The organism is Clavibacter michiganensis (assembly GCF_016907085.1).
Lineage (GTDB): Bacteria > Actinomycetota > Actinomycetes > Actinomycetales > Microbacteriaceae > Clavibacter > Clavibacter michiganensis_O.
On the sequence record NZ_JAFBBJ010000001.1, the window covers coordinates 1,125,052 to 1,137,988 of the forward strand.

The 12,937-nt window shown below is 74.3% G+C and carries 12 protein-coding genes; 2 read left to right on the forward strand and 10 right to left on the reverse strand.

Features of this window, described 5'->3' with window-relative positions; genetic code table 11:
• Positions 1 to 23 precede the first annotated feature (23 nt).
• On the forward strand, positions 24 to 701 hold the full coding sequence (locus JOE38_RS05070) for a DNA-binding protein (RefSeq protein WP_204575151.1): 678 nt from the start codon (positions 24 to 26) through the stop codon (positions 699 to 701).
• A complete protein-coding gene (locus tag JOE38_RS05075) occupies positions 698 to 1,297 on the forward strand; it encodes a hypothetical protein (protein WP_204575152.1) in 600 nt (199 codons plus the stop codon). The genes JOE38_RS05070 and JOE38_RS05075 overlap by 4 nt, the downstream gene beginning before the upstream one ends.
• A gap of 18 nt (positions 1,298 to 1,315) precedes the next feature.
• On the opposite strand, the gene JOE38_RS05080 is transcribed toward JOE38_RS05075, so the two are convergent.
• From JOE38_RS05080 to pheT, 10 genes are all read right to left on the reverse strand, one after another.
• On the reverse strand, positions 1,316 to 1,930 hold the full coding sequence (locus tag JOE38_RS05080) for a DNA-3-methyladenine glycosylase (RefSeq protein ID WP_204575153.1): 615 nt from the start codon (positions 1,928 to 1,930) through the stop codon (positions 1,316 to 1,318).
• A 7-nt stretch (positions 1,931 to 1,937) separates the two neighbouring features.
• Positions 1,938 to 2,075, reverse strand: coding sequence for a hypothetical protein (locus tag JOE38_RS05085; protein ID WP_012038681.1), 138 nt, complete (start codon positions 2,073 to 2,075; stop codon positions 1,938 to 1,940).
• Positions 2,072 to 3,556 (reverse strand): argininosuccinate lyase, encoded by a 1,485-nt coding sequence (argH, locus tag JOE38_RS05090; protein ID WP_204575154.1) that lies wholly within the window; start codon positions 3,554 to 3,556, stop codon positions 2,072 to 2,074. Before argH ends, JOE38_RS05085 begins: the two co-directional genes overlap by 4 nt.
• A gap of 4 nt (positions 3,557 to 3,560) precedes the next feature.
• Positions 3,561 to 4,802: an argininosuccinate synthase gene (locus JOE38_RS05095; protein WP_204575155.1), complete on the reverse strand. Its 1,242-nt coding sequence runs from the start codon at positions 4,800 to 4,802 to the stop codon at positions 3,561 to 3,563.
• Positions 4,803 to 4,848: 46 nt separating this feature from the next.
• Positions 4,849 to 5,772 carry an ornithine carbamoyltransferase gene (gene argF / locus JOE38_RS05100; protein ID WP_204575156.1) on the reverse strand — a complete coding sequence of 308 codons (924 nt, stop codon included), beginning with the start codon at positions 5,770 to 5,772 and terminating at the stop codon, positions 4,849 to 4,851.
• A 148-nt stretch (positions 5,773 to 5,920) separates the two neighbouring features.
• Positions 5,921 to 7,138, reverse strand: a complete 1,218-nt coding sequence (locus tag JOE38_RS05105; RefSeq protein ID WP_204575157.1) for an acetylornithine transaminase — start codon at positions 7,136 to 7,138, stop codon at positions 5,921 to 5,923.
• Entirely contained in the window at positions 7,135 to 8,046 is a 912-nt protein-coding gene (argB, locus tag JOE38_RS05110) for an acetylglutamate kinase (RefSeq protein WP_175345450.1), read from the reverse strand. Before argB ends, JOE38_RS05105 begins: the two co-directional genes overlap by 4 nt.
• A gap of 23 nt (positions 8,047 to 8,069) precedes the next feature.
• Positions 8,070 to 9,224 carry a bifunctional glutamate N-acetyltransferase/amino-acid acetyltransferase ArgJ gene (argJ, locus tag JOE38_RS05115; protein WP_204575158.1) on the reverse strand — a complete coding sequence of 385 codons (1,155 nt, stop codon included), beginning with the start codon at positions 9,222 to 9,224 and terminating at the stop codon, positions 8,070 to 8,072.
• Entirely contained in the window at positions 9,221 to 10,270 is a 1,050-nt protein-coding gene (gene argC / locus JOE38_RS05120) for an N-acetyl-gamma-glutamyl-phosphate reductase (RefSeq protein WP_204575159.1), read from the reverse strand. Before argC ends, argJ begins: the two co-directional genes overlap by 4 nt.
• 121 nt (positions 10,271 to 10,391) lie before the next feature.
• Entirely contained in the window at positions 10,392 to 12,935 is a 2,544-nt protein-coding gene (gene pheT / locus JOE38_RS05125) for a phenylalanine--tRNA ligase subunit beta (RefSeq protein ID WP_204575160.1), read from the reverse strand.
• Between the last annotated feature and the right edge of the window lie 2 nt (positions 12,936 to 12,937).

Consider the following 12,937-nt stretch of genomic DNA (forward strand, 5'->3'; position numbering starts at 1 on the left):
GCTCAGGGACTTGAGGAGTGAGCATGTTCGTCATCACGGCCGATCAGAAGGCGAGCCGACACGACGTCGATCGTGCCGGGACCGGGCGCGACGACCTCGCGGCGCGCTACGAGGGGCGTCTGGTGCTCCCGGTCGACCGCACGTCCGGCGACGAGGTGCAGGCGCTCGTCGCGGACGCGGCCACCGCGCTCGACATGGTGCTGCTGCTCACGCGCGCTGGGCACTGGAGCGTCGGGCTCGGCATCGGGACGGTGCGGACCCCGCTCCCCCGGGCGACGCGCGAGGCGACGGGGCCGGCGTTCATCGCCGCCCGCGACGCCGTCACCGCGGCGAAGCGGAGCGCGACGCGGTTCGCCCTCGCGACGGATCCGCCGACCGCGCGCGCCGATGACGGCCCCGCACCGGAGCTGCCCGGCGCCGCGGAGGTGGAGGCGCTCCTCACGCTGCTGCTGCTCGCGCGGGACCGCCGCACCCCGCAGGGCTGGGACGTCGTCGACCGCATGCAGGGCGGCGGGACGCAGCGCGAGGTGGCGGCCGAGCTCGGGATCACGCCGCAGGCGGTGAGCACGCGGCTGCGCACGAGCGGGTGGCGGGCCGAGCGCGCCGCGATCCCCGGGCTCGAGGCGCTGCTGGCGCACCTCGACGCGGGAGCGACGGCAGCCGGGGAACCCGCCGCGACGCGGGACGGGCACCGCTCGTGATCCCCGTCGGCTCGCCCGCGGAGGTCGCGGCCTGGGTCGTCCTCTGCGTGCTCGCCACCGCGAGCCTCGTGCTCGCGCTGCTGGCCGTGCGTTCCCCGCGCACGGGCACGGTCGCCGGGGCCGCCGCAGCTCTCGCCGCCACGGTGGTGCTGGGCCTCGCGCTCTCGGGCGCCGCGTCCCCGCTGGTCGTGGGGTACCTCGGGCTCGTCGCCGTCGTGCTCGCGGTGCTGGGCGGAGGGTCGGCGTCCACCGTCGTGCTCGCCCTCGCGACGCGCGGCTCGGTTCCGCCCGGTGCGTACGGCGGGATCCTGGTGGCGCCGCGCGGGCAGGAGGACGAGCCGTCCGCGCTGCGTCGGCCGACTCGCGAGGTGCTGCGCGGCGGCGCCACGATCGGCATGCTCGAGCGCCTGGCCGTCGTGGCCGTGATCCTCGCCGGCTACCCCGAGGCGCTGGCGGTCGTCATAGCCATCAAGGGCGTCGGCCGCTTCTCGGAGCTCGGCGAGGCGGCGGAGGCGCGCGAGCGCTTCATCATCGGCACGCTCGTCAGCTGGCTGTGGGCCGCGAGCTGCGCGGCGGTCGTGCTCGTCGTCCGATAGCGGACAGGCTCGGACCGCTCAGCGGCGGATGCGCGGGACGTGCGCGCGATACGGCGAGACCGTCGGATCGCCCGGCACCCAGAAGCGCCAGGGGAAGAGCTCGCCGGATCCGCCCGGACCGGACACGCCCACACGCGGACCCGACGCCGGCAGCGCGAGCGTCACGTCCGGCAGCACGAGCCCGTAGGGCGCCGCGTCGAGCGGCGCGCCGTCGTCGGAGAGCGGGATGCCGAGCGCCACCGCCAGGCGCGCGGGGCCGCGCGCCAGGTCGCGGTCGCGGACGGCGGCGCCCCGTCGGATCCGCGCCAGCTCGATGCCCTCGACGACCTCGCCCGCGCGGAGCAGCACGCCGGCGCTCGTCCCCTCGGGTCCGCAGACGACGTTCGCGCACGTGTGCATGCCGTACGTGAAGTACGCGTAGAGGTGGCCGGGCGGGCCGAACATGGTCGCGTTGCGCGCGCGCTTCCCCCGGAACGCGTGCGAGCCGGGATCCTCGCCCACCCCGCGGTAGGCCTCCACCTCGGTGAGGCGCACGGCGACGCGGCCCTCCTCGGAGTCGCGCGACAGGACCGCGCCGAGGAGGGCGGGTGCCACCTCGACCGCGTCGCGCGCGAAGAAGGCCGCGTCGATCACGCGGGGATCAGATCAGCTCGCCGTTGAGGCTCGCGACGACCACGACGAACACCAGGACGGCGACGGCCACCCCGATGACGAGCGGCAGGAGCCAGCGGTGCCGGGGCTCGGGCCGCTCGGGGCGGCGGCCGTTCGAGAGCGTCACGCCGACGCCTCGCCCGACGCCGCCGACGCGCGGCGCTCGGCGGCCGCGTCGGCCCGCGTGCGCAGGTCCGCCACGCGACGCACCAGCTCGGCGCGCTGCTCGTCCACCCGGACGCGGGCGGTGCCGCCCACCCCGTCGCGGCTCGCCACGGATCCCTCGATGCTCAGCACCTCGCGGACCTCGGGCACCAGGTGCGGCGAGACGGCCCGCAGGTCGTCGTCGGACAGGTCCTCGAGGCCCACGCCACGGGACTCGGCGGCCTTCACGAGCTCGCCCGTGATCTCGTGCGCGTCGCGGAAGGCCACGCGGTGCTTCACCAGCCACTCGGCCACGTCGGTCGCGAGCGAGAAGCCCTGCGGCGCGAGCTCGGCCATGCGCTCGGTGTCGAAGCGCAGGGTCGCGATCATCCCGGTGAAGGCGGGGAGCAGCACCTCGAGGGTCTGCACCGAGTCGAACACGGGCTCCTTGTCCTCCTGCAGGTCGCGGTTGTACGCGAGCGGGAGGCCCTTGAGGGTCGCGAGCAGGCCCGAGAGGTTGCCGATGAGGCGACCGGACTTGCCGCGCGCGAGCTCGGCGATGTCGGGGTTCTTCTTCTGCGGCATGATCGACGACCCGGTCGAGTACGAGTCGCTCAGCGTGACGAACCCGAACTCGCGCGTGTTCCAGAGGATGATCTCCTCGCTGAGCCGCGACAGGTCGATGCCCACCTGGGCGAGGACGAAGGCGAACTCGGCCACGACGTCGCGGGCGGCCGTGCCGTCGATGGAGTTCTCGGAGCTGCGCGCGAAGCCGAGGTCGCGGGCGACCGCGCCGGCGTCGAGGCCGAGGGTCGAGCCCGCGAGGGCGCCGGATCCGTAGGGCGAGACGTCGGCGCGCGCGTCCCAGTCGGCGAGCCGCTCGAGGTCGCGGACGAGCGGCCAGCAGTGCGCCAGGAGGTGGTGCGCGAGGAGCACGGGCTGCGCGTGCTGCAGGTGGGTGCGGCCCGGCATGATCGCGCCCCCCGCCGCCTCCGCCTGCGCGGCCAGCGCGTCGATCAGCTGGACGAGCATCGCGTGGATGACGGCCGCGTGGTCGCGCAGGTACATGCGCACGAGCGTCGCGATCTGGTCGTTGCGGCTGCGGCCGGCGCGGAGCTTGCCGCCGAGCTCGGTGCCCGCGATGTCCATGAGGCCGCGCTCGAGGGCGCCGTGCACGTCCTCGTCGGCCTCGGACGCGACGAGAGCGCCCGACCGGACGCGGTCCTCCAGGGTGTCGAGCGCCTGCAGCATGGCCTGGCGCTCGGCGTCCGTCAGGTAGCCCGCGGACGCGAGAGCACGGGCGTGCGCCCGGGACCCGGCGATGTCGTACGGCGCCAGCTGCCAGTCGAAGTGCGTCGAGCGGCTGAGCGCCACGAGCTCCGGCGACGGGCCGCCGGCGAAGCGGCCGCCCCAGAGGGCGCCCGCCTCGCCCGCGCGGGAGGACGGATCCGTGCTCTCGGTCATGCGGCTACTCCGCGGCGGGCGCGGCGTCGTCGGCCGCCAGCGCGGCTTGCTCGACCGCGAGGTCGCGGCGCGCCGAGATCTTGCTCGGCAGCGACCACAGCTCGATGAAGCCCTTGGACAGCGACTGGTCGAACGTGTCGCCCGTGTCGTAGGTGGCCAGGTCGAAGTCGTACAGGCTCGACTCGCTGCGGCGGCCGGTGACGACCGCGCGTCCGCCGCGGAGCGTCATGCGGATGTCGCCGGACACGTGGCGCTGCGAGTCCTCGATGAAGGCGTCGAGCGAGCGCTTGAGGCCGGAGAACCAGAGTCCGTCGTAGACGAGGTTCGCCCAGTCCTTCTCCACGCCGCGCTTGTAGCGGCCGAGGTCGCGCTCGATCGTGAGGCTCTCGAGCTCCTCGTGCGCCTCGATGAGGGTCATCGCGGCGGGGGCCTCGTAGACCTCGCGGCTCTTGATGCCGACGAGGCGGTCCTCCACCACGTCGATGCGGCCGATGCCGTGCGCGCCGGCCGCGGCGTTGAGCTCCTGGACGATGCGGAGCGGCGAGTAGCGGACGCCGTCGATCGCGACGGGGACGCCGGACTCGAACGTGATGGTGACCTCGGTGGGGTCGCGCAGCACGTCGGGGTCCTGCGTGTACTCGTAGAGGTCCTCGATGGGGCCGTTCCACGGGTCCTCGAGGAAGCCGGTCTCGACCGCGCGGCCCCAGACGTTCTTGTCGATCGAGTACGGGCTCTTCTTGCTCTGCTCGATGGGCAGGTCGTGCTCGTTCGCGTAGACGATGGCCTTGTCGCGGGTGAGCGCGAGGTCGCGGACGGGCGCGATGGAGGTGAGGTCGGGCGCGAGCGCGGCGACGGCGGCCTCGAAGCGGACCTGGTCGTTGCCCTTGCCCGTGCAGCCGTGCGCGACGCTGTTCGCGCCGAGCTCGTGGGCGACGCGCGCGAGGTGCTTGGCGATCAGCGGGCGGCTGAGGCCCGAGACCAGCGGGTAGCGCTTCTGGTAGAGGGCGTTGGCCTTGAGCGCGGGGACGATGTAGTCGTCCGCGAACTCGTCCTTCGCATCCACCACGACGGCCTCGACCGCACCGCAGTCGAGCGCGCGCTGCCGGATGACCTCCATGTCCTCGCCGCCCTGGCCGACGTCGACGGCGAGGGCCACGACCTCCTTGCCGGTGGCGTCCTTGAGCCAGCCGATGCCGACCGAGGTGTCGAGTCCGCCGGAATATGCCAGTACCACGCGTTCGGCCATGCCGTTCTCCGTTTCGTTGCTGAGGTGTCTCGGGGTGTGGGCTGCGTCAGGACCGGCGCAGGAGCCAGACGAGCAGCGCCTTCTGGGCGTGCAGGCGGTTCTCCGCCTCGTCCCAGACCACCGATCGCGGACCGTCGATGACCTCGGAGGCCACCTCGTACTCGCGGTCGGCGGGAAGGCAGTGCAGGAAGATCGCGTCGTCGACCGCGTGCGCCATGAGCTCGGTCGTGACCTGGTACGCGCCGAGCTCGGCGAGCCGGACGGCCTTCTCCTCCTCGCGGCCCATCGACACCCAGGTGTCGGTGACCACGACGTCGGCGCCCGTGACGGCCTCGACCGGATCCGTGAGGACGCGGACGGAGCCGCCCGTGGACGCGGCGATGCGCTCGGCGTCCGCGACGACGGCCTCCGACGGGACGTAGCCGGCGGGGGCCGCGATGCGGACGTGCATGCCCGCGGTCGCGCCGGCGAGGAGGTAGGACTGCGCCATGTTGCAGGCGCCGTCGCCCAGGAAGGTGAGGGTCTGGCCCGCGGGATCCCCGCGGTGCTCGCGGATGGTGAGGAGGTCGGCGAGGAGCTGGCACGGGTGGAAGTCGTCGGACAGCGCGTTGACGACGGGGACCGTGGTGCCGGCGGCCATCTCTTCGAGGCCGGACTGCGCGTAGGTGCGCCACACGATGGCGGCGACCTGGCGCTCGAGCACGCGCGCGGTGTCGCTCGCGGTCTCCTTGCCGCCGAGCTGGCTGTTGGCGGTGCTGATGATGAGCGGGACGCCGCCGAGGTCCGCGATGCCGACGGCGAACGAGACGCGCGTGCGGGTCGAGGACTTGTCGAAGATCACGGCCACCGTCTGCGGACCCGCGAGGGGGCGCTCGGACCAGCGCTCGCGCTTGAGCTGCACCGCCAGATCGAGCACCTCGGCCTGCTCGGCCGGGCTCAGGTCGTCGTCGCGCAGGAAGTGGCGGGTCATCGCATCGCTCGCTCTCGGGGGACTCGGGGTCAGACAAGCCTAGGGGACGTGCGGGGGCGGATCCGTCCGCGGGCACCCCCGCCCGGGGGTGCGCGGACGCAGGCGGCAGGGAGCGCGGGCGGTCGTGTCGGCCGGCTCCCCGCCCGGGTCAGCGCAGGTGCGCCAGCGCCCGGCCGAACCGCTCGCGGAAGTCGCGCACCTCGGCGTCGCCCACGGTGAGCGGCGGCGCGATGCGGAGGCTGCGGGCGTTCGGCGCGTTGATGATGAGACCCTCGCCGAGCGCGGCGGCCGCGATGCGTCCGGCATCCTCGTGGTGGAGGCCCACGCCGATGAGCAGGCCCCGGCCACGCACCTCGGCGATGAGCGGGGACTCGAGGCCCGTGATGGCGGCCCGGATCTCCTCGCCGCGGCGGGCGGCGTTCTCGACGAGCCCGGCGTCCTCGATCTCCGCGAGCACCGCGTTCCCGGCCGCGGTGGCGAGCGGGTTCCCGCCGAAGGTGGATCCGTGCTGGCCCTTCTGCAGGAGGTCGGCCGCGGCGTCGAAGGCCACGAGCGCGCCTATGGGCACGCCGCCCGCGATGCCCTTGGCGATCGTGACCGCGTCGGGCCGCATGCCCTCGTGCTCGTACGCGAACCACCGGCCGGTGCGCCCGACGCCGGTCTGGATCTCGTCGAGGATGAGCAGCGCGCCGTGCTCCCGCGTGAGCTCGCGGGCGCGGCGGAGGAAGCCGGCGGGCAGGTCGACCACGCCGGCCTCGCCCTGGATCGGCTCGAGGATGAGCGCCTGCACGCTGTCGTCGATCGCCGCCTCGAGCGCCTCGAGGGTCGGCGCGATGTGCTCGACGCCACCCGGCAGCGGGAGGAACGGCGCCTGCAGCGCGGGCTGGCCGGTGAGCGCGAGGGCGCCCATCGTGCGGCCGTGGAAGGAGCCCTGCAGCGTGATGACGCGCGTGCGATGCGCGGATCCGTTGCGGCGCGCGAGCTTGAACGCGGCCTCGTTCGCCTCGGCGCCCGAGTTGCCGAAGTAGACGCGACCGGTGTCGCCCGCGCCCGTGATGCGGCGGAGGCGCTCGGCGAGCGCGATCTGAGGCGGCGTCGCGAAGTAGTTGGAGACGTGCGCGAGCGTGGAGACCTGCTCGGTGACCGCGCGGATCAGCGCCGGGTGCGCGTGCCCGAGCGAGTTGACGGCGATGCCGGCGAGGAAGTCGAGGTACTCGCGGCCGGTCGAGTCCCACACGCGGCAGCCCTCGCCGCGCACCAGCATGGCGAGCGGCGGCGGGGACGAGCGCATCATCGCGGCCTGGAAGCGGTCGGACCACTCGCTCTCGGTCTGGGTGGTGCGGCGCTCTGGCTGGGTCGTGGTCATGCGGGCACGACCTCCGTTCCGATTCCGTTCGTGGTGAAGATCTCGAGGAGCATCGAGTGCGGGATGCGGCCGTCGATGATCGCGGCCTTGGGCACTCCCCCGTCGACGGCCTCGAGGCACGCCGCCATCTTGGGGATCATGCCCGACTCGAGGGATGGCAGCAGGGCGCGCAGCTCGTCGGCGCGGATGTCCGAGACGAGCGATCCGCGGTCGGGCCAGTCCCGGTAGAGACCGGCGACGTCGGTGAGGATGACGAGCTTCTCGGCGCCGAGGGCCACGGCGAGCGCGGCCGCCGCGGCGTCCGCGTTGACGTTGAGCGAGACGGCGGGGTCGGACTCGTCGGGCGCGATGGAGGAGACGACCGGGATGCGGCCGGCGTCGAGCTGCGCGAGCACGGCCGTGGGATCCACGGACACGACGTCGCCCACGAGGCCGAGGTCGACCTCGACGCCGTCGACCACGGCGCCACGACGGCGGCCCGTGAAGAGCCCCGCGTCCTCGCCCGAGACGGCTGCCGCGAGTGGGCCGTGCGCGTTGATGCCGCGCACGACGTCCCGGCTGACCTGGCCGGTGAGCACCATGCGCACGACCTCGAGGACCTCGGGCGTGGTGACGCGGTATCCCCCGCGGAACTCGCTCTCGATGCCGAGGCGCGTGAGCATCGCGCTGATCTGCGGACCGCCGCCGTGCACGACGACCGGACGCAGCCCCGCGTAGCGGAGGTAGACGACGTCCTCGGCGAAGGTGCGCGTGAGCTCCTCGTCGACCATGGCGTTGCCGCCGAACTTCACGACCACGATGCGGTCGTGGAAGCGCTGCAGCCATGACAGCGACTCGATGAGCGTCGCGGCCTTCGACTCGGCCTGCGCCTGGTCGCGCTCGGCGGCGTCCTGCGTGATGGCGGTCACGTCCGTCCCGTCTGCGCCGCCCATCAGCTGGCGTACGCGCTGTTCTCGTGCACGTAGTCGTGCGTGAGGTCGTTGGTGAGGATGGTCGCGGTCGCGTCGCCCGCGTGCAGGTCGATGAGGACGTGCACGGCGCGCGGGTGGAGGTCGACCAGATCGCGAATCTCGTGCGGCTCCCCCGCCCGGCACACCTGGACGCCGTTGATGGCGACGTCGATGCCGTAGGGGTCGAAGGCGGCGCCGGTCGTGCCGACGGCCGCGAGCACGCGGCCCCAGTTGGGGTCGTTGCCGAAGACGGCGGCCTTGAAGAGGTTGCTGCGGGCGACCGCGCGACCGACCTCGACGGCGTCGTCGTCGGACGCCGCGTGGACGACCTCGATGGCGATGTCGTGCGAGGCGCCTTCGGCGTCGGCCTGCAGCTGCTCGGCGAGGTCGGCGCACACCGCGGTGAGCGCGGCCTGGAACGCGTCCGCGTCCGGCACGACGCCGGATGCGCCGCTCGCGAGGAGCGTGACCTGGTCGTTGGTCGACATGCAGCCGTCGGAGTCCAGGCGGTCGAACGTGACGCGCGTGGACTCGCGGAGCGCGGCATCGAGCGCGGTGCTGTCGAGGTCGGCGTCGGTGGTGATCACCACGAGCATCGTCGCGAGCCCCGGCGCGAGCATGCCCGCGCCCTTGGCCATGCCGCCCACCGTCCAGCCGTCGTCGGAGGATCGCACCGACTGCTTCGGCTTCGTGTCGGTGGTCATGATGGCGCGGGCCGCGTCGTCACCCCCGCCGTCGGCGAGCGCTACGGCGACGCGGGCGACCCCGTCCTCGAGCTTCTCGAGCGGGAGCTGCTCGCCGATGAGGCCGGTGCTGCAGACGAGCACGTCGCCGCTCGAGACGTCGAGCGCGCGGCCGACCGCCTCGGCGGTGGCGTGCGTGACCTGGAAGCCGCGGGATCCCGTGTAGCAGTTCGCCCCGCCGGAGTTGAGGACGACGGCGCTCACCCGGCCGTCGCCGATGACCTGGCGCGACCAGAGGATGGGGTTCGCCTGGCAGCGGTTGCTGGTGAAGACCGCGGCGGCCGCCTGCGACGGGCCGGTGTTGCGGACGAGGGCGACGTCGAGCGCGCCCGTGGACTTGAGGCCGGCGGCGACCCCTCCGGCGACGAAGCCGCGCGCGGCGGTGACGCTCACGGGGCCACCCCGTTCACCGGGAGGCCCATGGCCTCGGGGAGGCCGAGCGCGATGTTGGCCGACTGGATCGCCGCGCCCGCCGTGCCCTTGACCAGGTTGTCGATCGCGGTGACCGTGACGACGCGGCCCGCGGCCTCGTCGATGGCGAGGCCCACGAGCGCGGTGTTGGACCCCGTCACGTCGGACACGTTGGGGAACGTCCCCTCCGGCAGCAGGTGCACGAACGGCTCGTCGGCGTAGGCGAGCTCCCATGCGGCGCGCACGTCGTGCGCGGAGAAGCCGGGGGCGAGGCGCGCGGTGGCCGTGGCGAGGATCCCCCGGGCCATCGGCACGAGCACGGGCGTGAACGAGACGCTCACGTGCCCGCCGCCCGCCGTCTCGAGGTTCTGCCGGATCTCCGGCGTGTGCCGGTGGGTGCCCCCGACCGCGTAGGCGCTCGCGGATCCGAGGATCTCGCTGGCCAGCAGGTTCGTCTTCAGCGAGCGGCCGGCGCCGGACGGGCCGACCGCGAGCACGGCGACGATGTCCTCCGGCTCGATGACGCCCGCGCGGATGCCGGGCTGGAGCCCGAGCGTGATGGCCGTGACGTTGCAGCCGGGCACGGCGATGCGCTTGACGCCGGAGAGGCGCGTGCGCTGGGTGCCGCCCTCCTCCGCGTGCAGCAGCTCGGGCAGGCCGTAGGGCCATGCGCCCGCGAACTCGCCGCCGTAGAACGCGTCCCACGCGGCCTCGTCGACGAGCCGGTGGTCGGCGCCGCAGTCGACCACGAGGGTCTGGTCGTCGAGCTCGGCCGTGATGGCGCCCGACTTCCCGTGCGGCAGCGCGAGGAAGACCACGTCGTGGCCCGCGAGCTGCTCGGCGGTCGTCTCGACGAAGGTGCGGTCGGCGTACGAGGTGAGGTGCGGGTGCACCTGTCGCAGACGCTCGCCCGCGTTCTGGAAGGCGGTGAGCGTCTGGACCTCGAGGCGCGGGTGGTCGGCGAGCAGGCGGAGGAGCTCCCCGCCTGCGTAGCCGCTGGCGCCCGCGACGGCGACTGAGAATGACATGCATCAAATCTAGTGCCGGTGCCGGAGGGGTCCCGTCGGGCGACCGGGCGGGACGACAGCGCGGGCGGGCGCCTCCGGAGGAGGAGCCCGCCCGCGCGGATGGTGCGTGCGACGGCGGCCGCTACTCGCGCAGCGCCGCGCCGAACCGCTCGGCGGCGAGCCGCACTGATCCGTCGCGGGCCTCGCTCGCCTCGGCCGCGGTGAGCGTGCGGTCGGGCGCGCGGAAGCGGAGCGCGAACGTGAGCGAGCGCGTGCCGTCCGCGACGCCGGGACCGCGGTAGTCGTCGACCAGACGGGCGGACTCGAGCAGGTCGCCCGCGCCCTCGATGACCGTGCGGAGCAGCTCCCCCGCCGGCACCTCGAGCGGCACGACCAGGCTGAGGTCCTGCGTGGCGACGGGCATCGAGGTGAGCGTGCGCACCTCGACGGCGCCGCCGGCGAGCTCGACGAGCCGGTCGAGGTCGACCTCGGCGAGCGCCACGCGCTCGGGCAGGTCGAGCTCGGCGGCGAGCGCGGGCAGGAGCTCGCCGGCGAAGCCCACGATGGCGGGGCCGTCCGCGGTGATGACCTCGACCGCGGCCGTGCGGCCCGGGTGCAGGGCGATGTGGCTGCCCTGCTCGAAGCGGATCTCCACGCCCACGGCATGCGCGAGCTGCCGCACGGCGTCGAGCGCGTCGACGAGGCCCGCGCGCTGCGCGGGGGTGCCCGGCTGCTTCGGGACGGCGTCGCCGAGGATCAGCACGCCCACGTGGCGCGGCTGCGGCGGGATGCCCGCGTCGAGCGCCCGCAGCGCGTCCGCGTCGGGGCGCGCGGCCCCGGGCGGCATCTCGGGAGAGCCGTACGCGACGCCGGCGCGGGGCAGGAACACGGTGCCGGTCTCGAAGACGGCGAGGTCGGTGGATCCGCGCGACAGGTTGCGGCGCGCGATCTCGATGAGCCCCGGCAGCAGCGAGCGCCGGAGGAACGGGAACGCGACGTCGAGCGGGTTCGCGAGGCGCACCGCGGGGGCGTCGTCGCGGTCGGCCGCGCCGAAGCGCGCGTTCTGCGCCTCGGACGCGAACGGCGATCCCATCACCTCGGTGAGTCCGCCCGCGGCGAGCGCGATCGAGGCCTGGCGACGGAGGCGCTGGGCGGCGGTGAGCCCGCGGCCGGGGGGCGCGACGGGCAGCACGGCGGGGATCCGGTCGTAGCCGACGATGCGCGCGACCTCCTCCACGAGGTCGGCGCGGTCGCGCAGGTCGGGACGCCAGGTCGGCGGGGTGACGACGAGCACGCCGTCGCGCTCCTCGAGCGCGCAGCCGACGTCGACGAGCGCGTGGCGCACCTCGTCCTCGGTGTAGTCCACGCCGACGAGCGACGCCGGGTAGCCCAGGGGCAGCTCGATCGCCGCGCGCGGCGCGGTCGCGTCGAGGATCGAGCCGAGGCCCTCCGCGTGACCGCCGGCGAGCTCCTCGAGGAGCTGCACGGCGCGCGCGGCGGCGGCGGACGCGATGCGCGGATCCACGCCGCGCTCGAAGCGCTTGGACGCCTCGCTCGGCAGCTTGTGCCGACGGGCCGTGCGCGCGATCGACACGGGGTCGAAGCCCGCGGCCTCGATCAGCACGCGGCTCGTGCCCGCGCCGATCTCGGTGGCCGCGCCGCCCATGACGCCCGCGAGCCCGACGGGCCCCGAGTCGTCGGCGATCACGAGGTCCTCGACGTGCAGCGCGCGCTCGCGCCCGTCGAGCGTGACGAGCGCCTCGCCCTCGGCGGCGCGGCGGACGACGATGCCGCCCTGCAGCCGGTCGAGGTCGTACGCGTGCAGCGGCTGGCCGAGCTCGAGCATCACGTAGTTGGTGATGTCCACCGCGAGCGAGATCGACCGGACGCCCGCGAGCGTGAGCCGCGACACCATCCACGGCGGCGTGGGCCGGGAGACGTCGAGGCCGGCGACCACGCGCGTGACGAACACGTCGGCGCCCGCGCGTCCGCGGATCGGGGCGACGTCGTCGACGCGCACGTCCACCCCCTGGACCGGTGCGTCGGCCGCGAGCAGCGCGAGCGCATCCGCGGGGTCGGTGAACGCGGCGCCCGTGGCGTGCGCGTACTCGCGGGCGATGCCGCGGATCGAGAACGCGTAGCCGCGGTCGGGCGTGACGTTGACCTCGACCGCCTGGTCGTCGAGGTGCAGGAGCGCGAGCGCGTCCGTGCCGACCTCGGGGTCGAGGCCCAGCGAGGAGAGGACGAGGATCCCGTCGTGCTCCTCCCCCAGGCCGAGCTCCCGGGACGACGCGATCATGCCGTCGGACACGTGCCCGTAGGTCTTGCGCGCGCTGATGGGGAACGGGCCGGGGAGCACCGCGCCGGGCAGGCTCACGACCACCTTGTCGCCCACGACGAAGTTGTGCGCGCCGCAGACGATGCCGCGGACGTCTCCGCCGCCGTCGGCCGCCGTGGCGCCCTCGGGGGCGACGCGGACGGAGCACCAGTTGATGGTCTTGCCGTTGGTCTGCGGCTCGGGGCTCGCCTCGAGCACCTGCCCGACGACGACGGGGCCGGAGATCGAGAACGCGTGAACGTCCTCCTCCTCCAGGCCCACCTTCACGAGGGAGGCGTGGACGTCCTCGGGGGTGACCCCCGCGGGGAGCTCGACGTGCTCGCCGAGCCAGCTGATCGGGATCCTCACGA